14 protein-coding genes, 2 tRNA genes and 2 pseudogenes are annotated in these 16,137 nt (G+C 48.8%); 12 read left to right on the top strand and 6 right to left on the bottom strand.

The window, feature by feature from the left end; translation table 11 throughout:
• The first annotated feature begins 116 nt into the window (after positions 1 to 116).
• From pgsA to RGU75_RS01645, 3 genes are all read left to right on the top strand, one after another.
• Complete coding sequence (pgsA, locus tag RGU75_RS01655) at positions 117 to 689, top strand: CDP-diacylglycerol--glycerol-3-phosphate 3-phosphatidyltransferase (protein ID WP_322232515.1); 573 nt, start codon at positions 117 to 119, stop codon at positions 687 to 689.
• A gap of 123 nt (positions 690 to 812) precedes the next feature.
• A tRNA-Gly gene (locus RGU75_RS01650) sits at positions 813 to 888 on the top strand.
• A 205-nt stretch (positions 889 to 1,093) separates the two neighbouring features.
• Positions 1,094 to 1,167 (top strand) — tRNA-Cys (locus RGU75_RS01645).
• A 140-nt stretch (positions 1,168 to 1,307) separates the two neighbouring features.
• Here the strand turns inward: RGU75_RS01645 and RGU75_RS01640 are convergent.
• Complete coding sequence (locus RGU75_RS01640) at positions 1,308 to 2,960, bottom strand: isovaleryl-CoA dehydrogenase (protein WP_322232514.1); 1,653 nt, start codon at positions 2,958 to 2,960, stop codon at positions 1,308 to 1,310.
• Between the two features lie 204 nt (positions 2,961 to 3,164).
• Between RGU75_RS01640 and RGU75_RS01635 the strand changes: the two genes are divergently transcribed.
• The 7 genes from RGU75_RS01635 to RGU75_RS01605 all read left to right on the top strand — a co-directional run bounded on the left by RGU75_RS01635 (position 3,165) and on the right by RGU75_RS01605 (position 10,313).
• Positions 3,165 to 5,357, top strand: coding sequence for a DNA polymerase III subunit gamma/tau (locus RGU75_RS01635; RefSeq protein WP_322232513.1), 2,193 nt, complete (start codon positions 3,165 to 3,167; stop codon positions 5,355 to 5,357).
• Between the two features lie 285 nt (positions 5,358 to 5,642).
• Entirely contained in the window at positions 5,643 to 5,963 is a 321-nt protein-coding gene (locus RGU75_RS01630) for a YbaB/EbfC family nucleoid-associated protein (RefSeq protein WP_205321753.1), read from the top strand.
• 12 nt (positions 5,964 to 5,975) lie between these two features.
• Positions 5,976 to 6,284: an antibiotic biosynthesis monooxygenase family protein gene (locus RGU75_RS01625; protein WP_322232512.1), complete on the top strand. Its 309-nt coding sequence runs from the start codon at positions 5,976 to 5,978 to the stop codon at positions 6,282 to 6,284.
• Between the two features lie 8 nt (positions 6,285 to 6,292).
• Complete coding sequence (recR, locus tag RGU75_RS01620) at positions 6,293 to 6,889, top strand: recombination mediator RecR (protein ID WP_322232511.1); 597 nt, start codon at positions 6,293 to 6,295, stop codon at positions 6,887 to 6,889.
• A 307-nt stretch (positions 6,890 to 7,196) separates the two neighbouring features.
• The gene (locus tag RGU75_RS01615) at positions 7,197 to 8,234 is read left to right on the top strand and encodes an ABC transporter substrate-binding protein (RefSeq protein ID WP_322232510.1); all 1,038 of its coding nucleotides are present in this window, start codon (positions 7,197 to 7,199) and stop codon (positions 8,232 to 8,234) included.
• Between the two features lie 286 nt (positions 8,235 to 8,520).
• Positions 8,521 to 9,345 carry an ABC transporter ATP-binding protein gene (locus RGU75_RS01610; protein ID WP_322232509.1) on the top strand — a complete coding sequence of 275 codons (825 nt, stop codon included), beginning with the start codon at positions 8,521 to 8,523 and terminating at the stop codon, positions 9,343 to 9,345.
• A gap of 116 nt (positions 9,346 to 9,461) precedes the next feature.
• On the top strand, positions 9,462 to 10,313 hold the full coding sequence (locus RGU75_RS01605; protein ID WP_322232508.1) for an ABC transporter permease: 852 nt from the start codon (positions 9,462 to 9,464) through the stop codon (positions 10,311 to 10,313).
• Positions 10,314 to 10,383: 70 nt separating this feature from the next.
• Here the strand turns inward: RGU75_RS01605 and RGU75_RS01600 are convergent.
• The 5 genes and pseudogenes from RGU75_RS01600 to tal form a co-directional block, all read right to left on the bottom strand.
• A pseudogene (locus RGU75_RS01600) lies at positions 10,384 to 10,969 on the bottom strand (ABC transporter permease subunit); the annotation flags it as partial.
• A 527-nt stretch (positions 10,970 to 11,496) separates the two neighbouring features.
• The gene (locus tag RGU75_RS23910) at positions 11,497 to 11,703 is read right to left on the bottom strand and encodes a hypothetical protein (protein WP_323506654.1); all 207 of its coding nucleotides are present in this window, start codon (positions 11,701 to 11,703) and stop codon (positions 11,497 to 11,499) included.
• 15 nt (positions 11,704 to 11,718) lie between these two features.
• Positions 11,719 to 11,991 (bottom strand): hypothetical protein, encoded by a 273-nt coding sequence (locus tag RGU75_RS23905; protein ID WP_416186896.1) that lies wholly within the window; start codon positions 11,989 to 11,991, stop codon positions 11,719 to 11,721.
• Positions 11,933 to 12,277: pseudogene (locus RGU75_RS01590) on the bottom strand (efflux RND transporter permease subunit); the annotation flags it as partial. The pseudogene RGU75_RS01590 and the gene RGU75_RS23905, both read right to left, overlap by 59 nt.
• 140 nt (positions 12,278 to 12,417) lie before the next feature.
• Positions 12,418 to 13,353 (bottom strand): transaldolase, encoded by a 936-nt coding sequence (gene tal / locus RGU75_RS01585; protein ID WP_322232507.1) that lies wholly within the window; start codon positions 13,351 to 13,353, stop codon positions 12,418 to 12,420.
• A gap of 361 nt (positions 13,354 to 13,714) precedes the next feature.
• Here tal and RGU75_RS01580 point away from each other — a divergent pair, with 361 nt between their 5' ends.
• Both RGU75_RS01580 and RGU75_RS01575 read left to right on the top strand, forming a co-directional pair.
• The gene (locus RGU75_RS01580) at positions 13,715 to 15,292 is read left to right on the top strand and encodes a hypothetical protein (protein ID WP_322232506.1); all 1,578 of its coding nucleotides are present in this window, start codon (positions 13,715 to 13,717) and stop codon (positions 15,290 to 15,292) included.
• Positions 15,293 to 15,706: 414 nt separating this feature from the next.
• Positions 15,707 to 16,105 carry a hypothetical protein gene (locus RGU75_RS01575; RefSeq protein ID WP_322232505.1) on the top strand — a complete coding sequence of 133 codons (399 nt, stop codon included), beginning with the start codon at positions 15,707 to 15,709 and terminating at the stop codon, positions 16,103 to 16,105.
• Positions 16,106 to 16,137: the final 32 nt, after the last annotated feature.

The raw sequence follows: 16,137 nt of genomic DNA, 5'->3' as shown, positions 1-16,137 counted from the left end.
GTTATTGGCAGGAAAGTTGGCTAAAATTTGGTCTTGCTCAGCGCATTTTGCGTTTCAATATCGTGGGACGCAGAGTTAAGCCCTTAGTCTCATGGCGATAACATTAAATATAATTTATGCCCTTTAATTTTCCTATTCTTCTGACCTGGCTACGCGTTGCGCTCATTCCGCTGGTAGTTGGTGTGTTCTATCTCCCTGATTTTGGGTTTTCTGCTACGGATATCGGGCTAGGATCGGCCATTGTGTTTATCGTGGCAGCCTTGACGGATTGGTTCGATGGTTTTCTCGCTCGTCGCTGGAATCAAACTTCGGCATTTGGCGCATTTCTAGATCCGGTCGCCGATAAATTAATGGTCGTCGGCGCGTTGTTAGTGTTAGTTAATTTGGATCGGGTAAGTCCGATCATTGCGTTTATCATCATCGGACGAGAAATCACCATCAGCGCGTTGCGCGAATGGATGGCACAAATTGGTGCGTCTAAATCGGTAGCGGTTAGTTCACTAGGGAAAATTAAGACAGCCGCCCAAATGACTGCGATTCCAGTTCTGCTGTATTCCGGCAAATTATTCGGCGTTGATATCCGGCTTCTTGGGCATGGATTGATGTTGATCGCAACCGTACTGACGGTTTGGTCAATGTTCTATTACCTGCGTAAGGCTTGGCCGCTGATTAAAGAAAAAGCGCAGTAAAAACCATGCGTCGAATTTTTATTAAGTACCTTTTGTAAAATGCTTGACATCATTTTTAGACCATCTATAATGGCGTCTCTCCAGTAGATGTTGCAGAGCAGCGTAGCGGATACAAAAGAAAATGCGGGAGTAGCTCAGTTGGTAGAGCGATACCTTGCCAAGGTATAGGTCGAGAGTTCGAGCCTCTTCTCCCGCTCCAAATTCAAAAAAGGAAGCTCAAAAAGCTTCCTTTTTTAATGTCCGAGCTAGCATCTATCAGCCATGTTGATAGATGTAAATGGACCTAATGCAGTTTTAAACCAGCATTAGAATGTGCGTCTGTTCCGATAGTTTAGGAATGGTAGTGCTAGCAGGAAAGTTGGCAAATTTTCCGATACTGTTGTTACTTGTTGACTTCAAGGAATGGCGGGGTAGCAAAGTGGTTATGCAGCGGCCTGCAAAGCCGTCTACGCCGGTTCGATCCCGACCCCCGCCTCCAAGTATAAGTCAATGAAATCAAGAGCTTAGCCCACATCATAGTGGGCTATTTTTTTGTCTGAAGTGTCAAAATCCGCTCCAGTATAAGTATCGTCAGGCTCTATTTGGCGAAAACCATTACTTCACATATCAATGCTCAGATTACGGCATTACCCGCTTCCGGATTTGTTTCTGAACATCCGCGTTGATCTCACTGCTCAAAGTCCCATAAACACGTCCTGCCGCAGCGTCGCAACGACTGTCAATAAATGCGTCGGCAATTGTTGGCGGGGCATGTTGCGCCATCAATGCGGCCTGGACCGTTAATATGAGGGTTTGAACCAATCGGCGAGCGTTGCGTTCTTGCTGATCCGGCGGTGTTGAAAGTAAGTTTTTTAGACTGCTCAACATCACGCCGATAGAAGCATGGCCGCTGGTGACACTGTGCAGATGTTCAAGTAACAGGGTAAATCCTTCTGGTTCGCGCCCGATTGCCCGCAATACATCTAGGCACATGACGTTGCCTGAGCCTTCCCAGATTGAGTTGACCGGTGCTTCTCTGTAAAAACGTGCCATCGGGCCAGTTTCGACGTATCCATTGCCGCCCCAGATTTCCATACATTCTCCTGAGAATTCTAAGGCCCGCTTGCATATCCAGAATTTTGCGGCGGGCGTGACAATGCGTTTCCATGCGCGCTGTAAGGGATCGTTGGGTGCCTCAAATGCACTGGCAAGTTGTAGCATTAATAGTGTTGCGGCTTCGCTTTCCAGCGCCAGATCAGTGAGGACGTTTTGCATCAATGCCTGTTCGGCCAAGGGGGCACCGAAAGCGCTACGATGACGCGCATGATGTAATGCTTGCACAAGCGCTTGGCGCATGAGACCGGCGCTGCCGATGACGCAATCGAGGCGTGTGTGATTTGCCATTTCGATGATGGTAGCGATACCGCGCCCTTCGTCACCCACCATAATGCCAAAGGCATCTTCAAATTCGACTTCGCTGCTAGCGTTTGAACGGTTGCCGAGTTTGTCCTTGAGTCGTTGAATAAATACGGTATTTTTGTTGCCATCGGGCCGCCAGCGCGGCACAAAAAAGCAGCTCAATCCTAATTCTGTACGTGCTAATACCATGTGTGCGTCGCACATCGGTGCAGAAAAAAACCATTTATGGCCTGTCAACAGGTAGTCTGCACCACGACCGCCACCTCCGGGTAGTGGAATAGCCAGTGTGGTGTTTGATCGCACATCGGAACCACCTTGTTTTTCAGTCATGCCCATACCAATTAGCATGGACGTTTTTTGTCCTAGCGGCAGATCGCGACCGTCGTGTTCGCACGCATATAATTTGGCTTGCAAGGCAGCGAACAGGGCTGGTTCCTTTTGCAAGACAGGAATCGAGGCAAACGTCATGGTAGTTGGACACAATGATCCTGCCTCCACCTGCGCATGGAGAAAGTAGCCAGCTGCCCGTGCAACATGGCTTCCGGGGCGGGGCGCACTCCAAGGCAAGGCGTGTAAGTTTTCGCGACGTAACATTCCTAATAGCGCATGCCAGGCTGGGTGAAATTCGACTGCATCGATACGGTTACCTAAACTGTCAAAGCACTGCAATTCTGGCGCATGACGATTTGCTGCATCTGCCAACGCCCAGATTTCTTCGCGACCCAATTCTGCACCGTAACGGGCTAGCTCTGCGGCGTGCCAGCCAGCTTGCAGGCGTTGCACGCCCGCCGTCAATATGGCGTCGTCGTTATACAAATTGTTATCGGTCAGTGGTTTGACCTGATTAGTGACTTGGTGCGTGGGCGATTGCATGGCATCTCCTGGCGGGCTTGATCTGACGTTGCATGTTTGAACGCATGGCAAGGTTAGCGTAGTCTGAATTTGTTATATGTGCCAGCGCAAAAGCGAGCCAACTCGGGGCAGATTTGTCGGCATTTCTTAAAATCCTTGCGAGCGCTTCCTCTAAGGTAAAATGAGTGCTGAATTTAACAGCCAGCAATGCGCGCCCGCCACTCTATGTCATACCAAGTCCTAGCTCGTAAATATCGCCCAAGAAGTTTCGACACCCTGGTTGGTCAGGAGCACGTTGTGCGGGCATTGACGCATGCGCTGGAGCAACAGCGCCTACATCATGCTTATTTGTTCACTGGTACAAGGGGCGTTGGTAAAACGACGCTGTCGCGCATACTCGCCAAGGCCTTAAATTGTCAGGGTATTGATGGCAACGGTGGAATTACCGCTCAGCCGTGCGGTGTGTGTGATGCCTGCGTGGCGATTGATGCGGGGCGATTTGTTGATTATATTGAAATGGATGCAGCATCCAATCGCGGTGTGGATGAAATGGCGCAATTGCTGGAGCAGGCGGTCTACGCGCCGTCAAACGCCCGTTTCAAGGTCTACATGATCGATGAAGTCCACATGCTGACCAACCACGCATTCAACTCCATGTTGAAAACGCTGGAAGAACCGCCCGATCATGTCAAGTTTATCCTTGCTACTACCGATCCCCAAAAAATCCCGGTAACGGTCCTGTCGCGATGCCTGCAATTCAATCTGAAGCAGATGCCGCCGGGTCATATCATTAGCCATCTGGACGATATTCTGGGGCAGGAACAAATTGAATTCGAAACACCGGCTTTGCGCCTTCTGGCACAAGGCGCACACGGATCAATGCGCGATGCCTTATCGTTAACCGATCAGGCGATCGCCTACGCAGCTGGCAAAGTAACGCTTGAGGCGGTGCAGGGAATGTTGGGCGCGCTGGATCAGACCTATTTGATTCGGGTGCTAGATGCTTTGGCCCTAAACGATGGTGCCGGTTTGTTGGCTGTTGCTGATGAAATGGCAATTCGCAGTTTGTCGTATAGTGCCGCGTTGCAAGATCTCGGTACTTTGTTGCATCGCGTCGCGTTGGCGCAAAGCGTCCCTGCAGCGTTAGCAGAAGATTTGCCTGAGCGCGAAGATGTCATGCGTCTGGCTGCGGCGTTTGATGTCGAAGAAATCCAATTGTTTTATCAGATCGTTGTGCATGGTCGTAATGAACTTGGCTTAGCACCGGATGAGTACGCAGGGTTTTCAATGACCTTACTGCGGATGTTGGCTTTTCGGCCACAATCGGGAGATGGAACCGGAATAGTGGCAGCACAGCAACGATCGGTTGCGCCATCGCGCCCGTCTGTATCAACTTTCACTCCCGCTTCATCAGCAGTGGTTGCAGTTAAAGCCCCAATAACCGCCGCTCCGACGCCGTCAATTCCCGCTGCACGATTAAGTAGTGCGCCGCAGGCCGCTACCACCAGCGCTCCTGTAGGACGTGTCGATGGTAACCTCAGTCCGGCGATGGCAGCATTGGCAGCAGCGCGAGGTGGCCTCGCCAGCAAACGCCCGGGCGCCTCTCCCGCCGCGCCTGCAACTGCTTCGGTTACCGCGGCAATCAGTAATTCTGCGATACCGGTCAGATCTCAGCCGACGGCGATCCCGGAGATCAAAGTACCGGCAAGTCAACCACCGAAAGTAACCTCTACTGTATCGTCGCCACCACCTTGGGAAGAGGATATTCCGCTGCCGATGGACTTGTCGGATAACGATTCATCCGGATCGAGCTATGACGCGCGCGCAGAGCCACGTACCGCTTCCGCCATGCACACATCAGGTCGTTCAGAAGCGCGTCCTGTAACAAGTACTCCGTCTGTGCCAACACCGGCAAACAAGCCAACCGCAACGTTGAGTATGGATGCGCTGTCAATGCAATCGTCATCGTCAAATCCGCTGCCACAGAAAGCCGCTGCTGACCCGTTCGTTTATCATCCAGATCCATCATTGAACTGGGATGGCGACTGGCCAACCTTGGCGGCACTATTGCCGGTACGTGGTGTTGCACATCAACTAGCGCAGCAAAGTGAGTTGCTGCGTTTGGACAGTACCGGAGCAGCCATTCAAATTTACCTGCGCATTCCCCTCGAGACGTTACGCTTACCCGCTAATGTTGATAAACTAACTGCGGCGTTAACCGAGCGTTTTGGTCGCACGGTGCGGGTCGAGACAGAAATTGGTAACGTGCGTCACACCGCGAATGTGAAGGCGCAAGGCGAGCAGGCGGAACGGCAGCGTTTAGCTGAAGAGACCGCAAAAAATGATCCATTTATTCAAAGCATGATTCGTGAGTTCGGTGCAGCGATTGTTCCTGGATCGGTCAAACCGTTAGCCTGAAGCTAAGCCTGAACTTGAGCAGTATCGTCACGGACGGTAGGTCACGGACGGTAGGTCACGGCAATGTAAAATTGACATGGGTGACGAAAAAACAAGCCAATTTAAAATTGGGCTAACTGCTTCGACGGAGGAATTGTTATAAACGCCGTCGAAGAGCAGTTAAACAGTTGGTATCGCCCAACCGTAATGGGCTGGATAGATTGCTAAATAGCAATAAAAATTATCGCCATCAATGTGCGATTTTGTGTCATTCCCAACACTGAATTAACTTAAAGGAGCAACATTATGATGAAGGGCCAACTCGCAGGCTTGATGAAGCAAGCGCAAGCAATGCAAGATAATATGAAAAAAGCGCAGGATCAATTGGGCTTGATCGACGTCGAAGGTGAATCTGGCGGCGGTCTCGTCAAAGTAGTCATGTCTTGCAAAAATGCTGTCAAGCGCGTGACGATCGATCCGTCCCTGCTGGCTGATGACAAGGACATGCTAGAAGATCTGGTCGCTGCTGCTTTCAATGACGCCGTACGCAAGGCAGAAGAAACCTCGGCAGAAAAAATGTCCGGGCTTACTGCTGGTATGCCACCAGGCTTCAAAATGCCGTTTTAAGTACCGCATCCTATGATTCTTAACGCTGCAACGCTGGATATTATTCCCGGTCAGGAAGCCGCATTTGAAGCGGCTTTCGCGGAGGCGAAAAAACTGATTATGTCCACGCCGGGTTATATTTCGCATGCGTTGCAGCGTTGCGTGGAACTCCCGAATCGTTATATTTTACTGGTGCACTGGCAGACGCTAGAACACCACACGATCGGCTTCATGCAATCGTTTCAGTATCAAGAGTGGCGCACGCTAATGCAGCATTTCTATAAGCCGCCACCGATTCTTCACTATGCACCGGTGGGTCGCAAGATCTATCGTGGTTTTTAAGGTCTGATGTGAAAACCCCTTCCAGTCTGGCCTTTTTGACAGAAGCTTTACGCCACTTGCCCGGCGTCGGCCCGAAGTCGGCGCAACGTATGGCTTATCATCTGTTGCAGCATGATCGTGATGGCGCAGCGTTGCTTGGTCGCGCATTGATGCAAGCGGTCGAAAAAGTACAGCATTGTTCAATGTGCAATACTTTCACCGAGCATGATCTGTGTGAGGTATGTTTGGATCCTGAGCGTGACACGTCATTACTCTGTGTAGTGGAAACACCCACCGATCAGTTGATGATCGAGCAGACGTTGACGTTTAAAGGCCTATATTTTGTGTTGATGGGACGGTTGTCGCCGCTTGATGGTATTGGCCCGAAGGATCTTCAACTTGAAAAATTAATCGTCCGCGCCACCAATGGGGTCGTAGCCGAAGTAGTGTTAGCGACCAATTTCACCAACGAAGGCGAAGCCACCGCCCATTACATTAGCGAAACCATGAAAGCACGCGGCCTGAAGGTTAGCCGCCTGGCTCGTGGGGTTCCGGTTGGTGGCGAGTTGGAATACGTGGATGCCGGTACTATTGCGCGTGCCATGTTGGACCGTCGCGCCACTTAACGATAATCATTCGTCGTCGTCGACATGCTTTTTCGTCACGTGCAGCCTTAGAGATCTAAACATTGTCGATTTAACTGGTAGTTGATTAATACACAGCATAAGGGGCGATGGTATTCATTTTATGTCGCCGAATAACGATAAAAAAAACTCACCATGTGTCTTTTCAGCTTGTAACGCGAGATAACGCGATGCCTGCGGTATTATGTGGTCACAATCCTACTAGGATTTAAAAAAACAAAGTTCATCGCTTCCCATAGCGGAATAAATAATATCGTTACAACGTAACCATTGATGTTGAGGAGACAAAATGAAGTTTAACTGGAAGCAGTTTGGTGTCGCACTTTGCCTGTTTTTGGCAGGATATTTTACATTTAACAGCAAATTATTTGCGCAAACACTAGAAAAGCCGAAAGTATCGATTGCTGTCGGCGGCAAGAACTTGTTTTATTACCTTCCTTTGACGGTCGCTGACCAACTAGGGTATTTCAAAGATGAAGGTTTGCAGGTTGAAATCTCTGATTTCGCCGGTGGTGCGAAAGCGTTGCAGGCACTGATTGGTGGCAGCGCGGATGTCGTATCCGGCGCATTCGAGCACACCATTAGTATGCAAGCAAAAAATCAGATGATTACGGCGTTCGTGCTGCAAGGCCGTGCGCCACAGATCGTGATGGCGGTTTCCAATAAGACCATGCCGAATTACAAATCGATTGCTGATTTAAAAGGTAAGAAAATCGGCGTGACTGCACCCGGTTCTTCTACCAGTATGATGAGCAATTTCGTACTCGCAAAAGGTGGTTTAAAGCCTACTGACGTTTCGTATATCGGCGTCGGTGCATCGGCCGGTGCATTGTCTGCATTACGTTCAGGACAGATTGATGCCATTGCTAATCTGGACCCTTTGATTACGATGCTGCAGCAAAAAAATGAGATTCGCATCATATCTGATACACGCACAATAAAAGAGACTGAAGCTGTTTTCGGCGGACCGATGCCAGCGGCGACTTTGTACGCCTCCGCTGACTTTATCAAGAAATATCCCAACACGACGCAAGCTTTAACCAACGCGATGGTGCGCGCTTTACGGTGGTTGCAAAAAGCGGCGCCAGAAGATATCGTCAAGGCCGTCCCTGAAAATTATTTACTAGGCGATCGTGCACTCTATATTGAAGCGTTCACCAAGGTTCGTGAAGCGATCTCACCGGATGGAAAGTTCCCGGACGCAGGCGCCGCTACTGCATTGCGCACGCTAGAATCGTTCGATCCGACGTTGGCCGATAAAAAAATTGACCTGTCTAAAACGTACACCAATGCATTCGTGACAAAGGCCGATCTTAAGTTTAAGTAAGCCGATAGTAAGCTGATATAAAATGCTGAGATCAATCAAGTATTAATCTCGGTAAATAAATCGCCCTGCACCAGAAAAAGGAGAGCAGGGCGATTTGGTTTTTAGTTAATTGCCGACATCCTGCGGTTAGATGAATGCGGCAGCAGCATCGCCATGTTGTGTCACTATATAAGTGCGTTGAACGATGATTTTTATAGGTCAGATTTATCGTTGATTTTTATCGATAAAACTTATCTGATGCGTTTTATTTTCCATCGCAATTTTTTCGGCTTGCGCCATCATTCTTATGACTCCAGTTTCACCGACGCCAGCATTATTTCTCGACAATATCAGCTGTACTTTCATTTCAAAAGATGATCGTTCACAGCGCTATACCGCCGTCGCAGACACCACCCTTACCATCGCGCCAGGGGAATTTGTTTCGGTAGTGGGACCGACCGGTTGCGGCAAGTCGACCTTGCTCAATGTTGGTGCGGGTTTGTTGCAACCCTCTACCGGCAGCGTCAAAGTGTTCGGTGAAGAGTTGACGGGTATAAATAAACGTGCCGGTTATATGTTCCAGTCGGAAGCATTAATGCCATGGCGCAGCGCCTTGCAAAACGTGATCGCCGGTTTGCAATATCGAGGGATGGAAGAGCCTGAGGCAAAGCAGCTCGGTGAGGAATGGTTAGCGCGGGTCGGACTGCAAGGGTTTGGCGATCGCTTTCCGCATCAACTATCCGGCGGCATGCGCAAGCGCGTGGCGTTGGCGCAAACATTGATTCTTGATCCAGACATTATTTTGATGGATGAGCCGTTTTCGGCACTGGATATTCAAACGCGTCAGCTGATGGAAAATGAAGTGCTTGCATTGTGGAGTGCGAAAAAGAAAGCGGTTCTCTTTATTACCCATGATCTGGACGAAGCAATTGCCATGTCGGATCGTGTCATCGTCCTGTCTGCCGGGCCGGGAACGCATCCGATTGGTGAGTTTGTGATTGATCTTGAGCGTCCGCGTGACGTCGCAGAAATTCGCAGCGATCCTCGCTTCGTAGAACTGCATCAGCAGATATGGAGCGTATTGAGGGACGAAGTGCTGAAAGGCTATCAGCAGCAGAAAAAAATCGCCTGACAGACCAAGCGACAAGGCGAGACGCAAGACGCAAGACGCAAGACGATATCAGGATAGGTTAGTCATCGAATAGAAATTGTGACTATTTCCAAAAAAATAAGAAAGAGCACGACATTATGTGGCAAGCAATTAAACCCAATTACAAAAATATGCGCGTTTATCAAGCGCTGGTATTAGTCATATTTTTTGCAGCGTGGCATGTAGTGACCCGTAACCAGCAGACCGCATTTTTCTTCGGCGAGCCAATCAAAGTATTGGAGCGGGTCTGGCAATGGTTCACGGTTGGCAGCGGCAGTCTGGATGTCGGTATCGGTGACACAACATGGTTCACGTTGAAGTTTCCAGGCGAGATTTATTCCCACCTGCTGGTGACGCTGACAGAAACCATGCTGGCGTTTGGGATCGGTACTGTATTGGGTTTAGGCGTAGGATTATGGCTTGCGCTGTCACCATTGACATCGGCAATCCTTGATCCCTATATCAAAGCATCTAACGCCATGCCACGGGTTATTTTGGCACCTATTTTTGCTATGTGGTTCGGATTGGGCATTTGGTCCAAAATCGCATTGGCGGTCACATTGGTATTTTTTATTGTATTCTTTAATGTCTACCAAGGCGTCAAAGAAGTCAGTCCTGTGGTCCTGTCAAACGCTCGCATGTTGGGTGCGAATCAGCGGCAATTGCTGCGCACAGTCTATTTGCCATCGGCGACATCATGGGTTTTCTCCAGCTTGCATACGTCTGTCGGGCTTGCTTTTGTCGGCGTGATCGTCGGTGAATATTTAGGTTCTGCACGTGGTGTTGGCTACTTGATTTTGCAGGCTGAAGGGGCGTTTGATATCAATACCGTATTTGCCGGCATTATGGTGTTAACTGCATTTGCGTTGATTCTTGATTCCTTGGTCGGCATGATTGAGAAACGACTAATGAAGTGGCAGCCAAAAACGGGCGATACCGAGCGCCTATAATTTGCTGCGATCTTCTGTGGTGCGCAGTAATTTACAGGGCATCTTTTCACTACTTTGTATGATGGTGGAGTCAGTGGTGCGCCTTCCAAGGCACCAGTTTATGTTCCAGATATCGCATGACCAAATCGAATAGACAAGCGATAATCCCGATGAGGACGATGCCCATTATCACGATATCGGTGCGCAGGAAGTTGGATGCATTCAACACCATCTGACCGATACCTGCCGTAGCTGCCACCATTTCAGCGGCGACTAGCGTCGTCCAGCCGAATCCGATAGCAATCCGTAAGCCGGTCAGAATATCGGGCAGTGCCGCCGGTAAAATTACATGCCGTAACAGTTGCCAACGATTGGCGCCCATCCATAGCGCAGCATGCAACTGCTCTGACTGAACGCCGGCAACGCCCGCGCGAGTTGCCACGGCGATTGGCGCAAAACAGGCAAGATAAATAAGTAGAATTTTTGCCGTCTCATCAACCCTGAACAAGATCACGATCAAGGGCAGATACGCTAGCGGCGGCAGCGGACGATAAAAATTCAAGCAGCGGATCGAAGATGCCGCGCACAATCCTGCCGGTTCCCATCAGTAGTCCAAGCGGAATGGCAGTAATAGCGGCAAGTACAAAGGCACCGAATACGCGCAACAGACTCCATGCCACGCCGAGGAGAGAAAAGTGTGAAACCATGATAAAACGCGGTCATGCATTTGGGCATGACCGCGTTCAAAAAATCCAGGTTTACATTACTCGCTTCAGCTAGTGCGACGCCTGGACGCTGGGAAGAGATTCCTCTGATGACCGTAATAAGACGGTCGATTTCATCGAAGGCTTCATCAAGCCCATGGGTGACACGGAAATTTTCATTTTCCTGACGTTAATCCAAAGGGCTGAGACGCATTGGAAAAAGTACTCCCGTGCTACCTTAACAGCTTGATCCCTCAACGCAAATTGATTTGCCTAACCTTTATCGATATGTCCTTGTCAGGACTTCCTACTGCAACGTTGCTATCCCAACCGCCACCCAATGCGCGGATGAGTGCGACAGTAGTGACTGCACGACTGCCCTTTAGCTGCGCTTCGTTGCGTTCAACTGCGGTTAATTTGCGCTGTGCATCGAGTAAGTCCAGATAACGAAAACGACCCGCGTCATACAATTTTTGTGCGACGTCGGCTGAGCGTCTGGCTTATACCAGTGCGTCGTCAATTTGTGCCGCTTGTCCCGGCAAAATACGTAATCCGGCTAAGTTATCCTCAACTTCGCTAAATGCGACTAGTACACGTTGCCGGTAACTGGCAACCGACTCTTCCAATACCGCTTCGCTTTGAGTGACATCGTTTTTGTTGGGGCGCCATCGATTATGGGCAAAGACATCAACGCGCCGAGCACCCATGAGCGGCTACTACAATTAAATATTAGCGAGGCTAGTGCCTTCGCCACCCGAAGCATTCAGCATCAATGCAGGAAACATCGCCGAACGTGCAACGCCGATGCGGGCATTGGATGCTTCCATGGTGCGTTGCGCCGCAGTGATATCCGGACGACGCTCTAGTAGCGACGATGGTAATCCGGCTGGAATAATCGGCAAGCCTGCAATACTGGTGAGCGGATTGTCACTGGCAGAAAAATCCGCTGCTGGTTTGCCCAACAATACCGCTAACGACGGTCTCGCCCATTGCATGGCGCATCTCTGAACTGGCCCCTTGCGAGAATACCAGTGGCACAACTCCCATGATGAACGCGAAAGACGTCATCAGGATGGGCCGCAATCGCAAATGTGAAGATTCCAGAGCCGCTTTCACGATGGAGCGGCCATGGTTCTCCAGTTCAAGGGCAAACTTGACAATCAGGATGGTTTTTTGGTACGTCAGTCCGACAAGGACAAACAAGGCGATCCGGGTAAAGATATTGTTGTCGCCGTGCGTTAGTTTGACGCCGAATACCCCGTGCGCCAGGCGACGGGGCATTCTTATAGGAGAGATTTATACGTAATGCGGATACAGACTTCAGCTTAAATTAAGCTTAAAAAACCCCATATTGTCGGATACGTTCACTAGTCTTGATGAATAGTTAACGTCAATAAAACTGAAAATTTACTGAAAATTGATCAACGTAGCGCTTCGATTAATTTTTCCAGCTTAACGGTGTCGGCACTAAATTGACGAATACCTTCGGCCAATTTTTCGGTCGCCATAGCATCGTCATTCACCATGTTTCGGAATGCCGATTCATCCAGGCTTATTTTTTCAACTTCAGTTTCTTTCGATGCGTCAGCGCTCAGTTTGCGTGTTACCGGATCGTTACTTTCTTCCAGTTTTTGTAGTAAATCAGGACTAATGGTGAGTAGATCGCAGCCAGCGAGTTCCAGAATTTGGGAGGTATTCCGGAAGCTTGCTCCCATCACTTCAGTGGCGTAGCCGAATTTTCGGAAGTAACTATAAACCTGCTTCACAGATTGCACACCAGGATCATCCGCGCCGGTGTATTCCTGGCCAGTCGATTTTTTATACCAGTCATAAATCCGACCAACAAACGGCGAAATCAATTGAACTTTTGCCTCCGCACAAGCAATCGCCTGCGGCAAAGAGAATAGCAAAGTCAGGTTGCAATGAATGCCTTCTTTTTCTAAAACTTCAGCTGCGCGAATGCCTTCCCATGTCGAGGCAATTTTAATCAGTATGCGCTGGCGATCAATACCGGCCGCTTCATACAGGCCGATCAATTTACGGCCTTTTTCGATGGTTCCTTGCGTGTCGAACGACAGGCGTGCATCTGTCTCTGTCGATACCCGGCCCGGAATAATTTTTAATATTTCGAGCCCGAAGACGATCAACAGCTGATCAATAATATCGCGTGTCGACAAACTGGAATGATCACGTACAGCTTTTTCCATGAGCGGTTGGTAATCCGCTTTTTGCACGGCTTTCAGGATCAAAGATGGATTCGTCGTCGCATCGCGTGGCGCGAACGCTTTCATCGTCTGAAAATCACCGGTGTCGGCAACGATGGTGGTGAACTGCTTGAGTTGTTCTAATTGGTTCATGGCAAGGTATCGGTACGGTGAAGGGTTGATCGAAAACTTTACTAGTCCTAATGGTTATTCTACGCAGAATTTGAGCGCAAGCCAAAATCACGGCAGTTACCACCTTCTCATTTGTATCCAGGTGATGCGATTAGTTCCTTACCGCCTATTTCCTTTTGTGCATAACGCTGCGTTAGCGCCGTTGATGATGGTGACAAGTCTTATAAATTAATAGCGTTATCTGTCTTATTTTGAGCGTTTACTGATATCAGGCGAATACCGCGACTTTATAGAATGATGATGTTGAATAATTTCAAAAAAACAACATGATCGATCCCATTCGGCCAGGGATTCTTATCGATAAAATGAAGGGTAAAAATGTATGATAAATCCAAGAGTGATCACCTGTCAGCCACAATCTCTACATCATATAATCCCAGAAAATCCTACTGCTATTGTTCCACTGCAAAATACGCCGGATCAACAAACGATCGTCATGGCGGCAGACATAAGAGAACTCCCTCTCCCGAGGGAACAAATTGAATCTCTGAATCCCTCCAGACAGGCAATGTTGTGGATACTCGATTCTCCGTCACAATTTTTTAACGATCTGCAGGAAATGGCTACGCAGCAGATCAATGATGAAATAAAGGACGTACGAGGAAAGGTGTTCGACATCAGGGCAGATTTGGACAAACGCAATCCGAGAGCGCAAGTTGATGGCCTAAGCAAAGCGCTTATAAAGTATCATGTGGCCCGCGATTCAGGAGAGAATCCTGCGTTGGTTCAGGCGCTAAGTGACAAAGTTGATGTCTTAATGGCCAGTATGAAAATGAGTACCAACACCAGCCTTTTTCTTCAGATACTCAAGGCCGGGATGGCGATACGGACGCCATTGCTTATACAGCAGCTTGCAATTGGGGGAGATGCGCCAGAGCTGCCGGGAGTGTCTGCAAAAGTGGGTGTGCAAATTCAAACAGTATTCCCTTCACTTTCTCTCTGTCAATGCTTGGGTAACGTGCAAGTGAATCCCGAGACACATATTCAGGCTTTTGCTCACTTTGAAACTGGCTGGTCAGCACCTTTCGGAGAAACTATTAAAGCTGGCGCGTATGTGGCGGATATAGAACATATTGGATTTGATTACAGATTATCTCAAAATGGAGAAGGCATGTTGCCCTTCTCGCTGGATAATTTATGTATTGCTTTTGAATCGGTTCAACGTGCTGAAGTGAATGTTTCAGTGAAGCAACCTACAGATCATGTGCAATTTAATGAGCAACTTACCTTCGGTGCTGATTTTGTACAACAACGCCTTTTCGATTGCACTTCAAGCGGGATGATCGCTGCTGGAGGACATGCCGCTATTCAGACCGCATCTGCATTGGTGGCCACCGGTGCGGTAGCCACTGTTATGTCTCAGGTAGTGGTCGGTACTGCTAGTATTCCGCTTCTGTTTGCGTCAGCAGTGGGAGGATGCTTCCTTGGTGGAAAAATGACCAGCGCTATGAATTTTTTACCGCCAACAAAAGTAGTCAATATTGCTGAGGGTTTTACGGCTGGTATCGATTTTGGCGCGAATAGTAGCAAACCTGTTCTGGATGGCCTCAAAGTAAGTATGCGAAATCTGGACCGATTAAATGCCTCGGTTGTGAGTGTTAAAGACAATACGCGCAATGTATACGCTACCGCTAATGATCGGGAAGTGATGACTATATCTACTCAGAGCGATGGAGGACCTGAAGCTGTTTTGGACATCCGCGAGGCCACCGAAGATTTCGAAATGCGATCTATTCATGATGATTCGGAAGAATCGCCGGAATCAATGGAATCAATGGAAGCACAGGAAACGCCAGAAACAGTACTCAGACAGCGTGTGACCCAGGAATTATCGGTCAACAGCGCCTATTCTTCAATGCGCTCAAGAGCTAATAGTCGTTCGGACAATACGAAACTGTAGTTAGTTGTCGAAAAGCATTTACATGCGACACTTAGTGAAGGACGCGTGTATCCGGTTTTTTAATATCAGATGCACCCGTCATTTTCATATTAATCAAAGGGCTGTCGATGCTTTATTTTCTAGTTATTTCAACTTTTATTTTATGAGCGTTGTCATCGTTTTACACGTCGATCCACGGTCCAATAGTAAACTACTGTATCTTGGCTTAGCCTCAAATATTACTTGACCTTCCCACAGGGGGAATGATGATAATGCACTGTTAATATTTTTTAACGACGCCAAGTGACAATATTGCATTACCTGGGATGTATTTTTTAGGAACAAAAAATGGAAAATTAGCTGCCAAAAATTTGTCGTTACTTGACAATAATTACCGCTGCTGTTTACTATAAATTAAGTAAAAATTTAAGAATAATGAAACTCTCCCGCCCGTCTCGCCTGATTGCCACAATCATTGTGCTGATCAGCATGCTGTTCATGCAGCTTGCTGTGGCTGGATATGCTTGCCCAGGCCTGAAGATAGGACAGGTTAGCGAGTCGGTAACGATGGAGGTGGATCAGGCGATGGTTGGCTGTCAGGGCATGGATACGATGCAGCCGAGTTTGTGCCAGGCGAACGATCAGGCAGGTAATCAATCACTTGACAAACCCGAGTTGCCGCATGTTAAAGCCTTTGTAGCGGCCACACTGACCTTGGTAGTGCACGATGTGGCGCTCATCGATACGCCAATTACCACGCATGCGGAATCCCTCCTTTTAACGCGGACCACGGCGCCGCCATTGTCCATCCGCAACTGTTGCTTCCGCATTTAATTTCCCAGATCGCCTAGTCCGTCATCGACGTG

Origin of the sequence: Glaciimonas sp. CA11.2 (genome assembly GCF_034314045.1) — a bacterium.
GTDB lineage: Bacteria > Pseudomonadota > Gammaproteobacteria > Burkholderiales > Burkholderiaceae_D > Glaciimonas.
This window is presented reverse-complemented; position numbering and strand designations above follow the sequence as displayed.

Bases quoted from the DNA above. Each gene is read 5' to 3' on its own strand.
- RGU75_RS01580 (WP_322232506.1), top strand. From the start codon at position 13,715: ATGATAAATCCAAGAGTGATCACCTGTCAGCCACAATCTCTACATCAT.
- RGU75_RS01615 (WP_322232510.1), top strand. From the start codon at position 7,197: ATGAAGTTTAACTGGAAGCAGTTTGGTGTCGCACTTTGCCTGTTTTTG.
- RGU75_RS01625 (WP_322232512.1), top strand. From the start codon at position 5,976: ATGATTCTTAACGCTGCAACGCTGGATATTATTCCCGGTCAGGAAGCC.
- RGU75_RS23910 (WP_323506654.1), bottom strand. From the start codon at position 11,703: ATGGGTGCTCGGCGCGTTGATGTCTTTGCCCATAATCGATGGCGCCCC.
- RGU75_RS01630 (WP_205321753.1), top strand. From the start codon at position 5,643: ATGATGAAGGGCCAACTCGCAGGCTTGATGAAGCAAGCGCAAGCAATG.
- RGU75_RS01610 (WP_322232509.1), top strand. From the start codon at position 8,521: ATGACTCCAGTTTCACCGACGCCAGCATTATTTCTCGACAATATCAGC.
- RGU75_RS01640 (WP_322232514.1), bottom strand. From the start codon at position 2,960: ATGCAATCGCCCACGCACCAAGTCACTAATCAGGTCAAACCACTGACC.
- RGU75_RS01635 (WP_322232513.1), top strand. From the start codon at position 3,165: ATGTCATACCAAGTCCTAGCTCGTAAATATCGCCCAAGAAGTTTCGAC.
- RGU75_RS01605 (WP_322232508.1), top strand. From the start codon at position 9,462: ATGTGGCAAGCAATTAAACCCAATTACAAAAATATGCGCGTTTATCAA.
- tal (WP_322232507.1), bottom strand. From the start codon at position 13,353: ATGAACCAATTAGAACAACTCAAGCAGTTCACCACCATCGTTGCCGAC.
- RGU75_RS01575 (WP_322232505.1), top strand. From the start codon at position 15,707: ATGAAACTCTCCCGCCCGTCTCGCCTGATTGCCACAATCATTGTGCTG.
- RGU75_RS23905 (WP_416186896.1), bottom strand. From the start codon at position 11,991: ATGCAATGGGCGAGACCGTCGTTAGCGGTATTGTTGGGCAAACCAGCA.
- pgsA (WP_322232515.1), top strand. From the start codon at position 117: ATGCCCTTTAATTTTCCTATTCTTCTGACCTGGCTACGCGTTGCGCTC.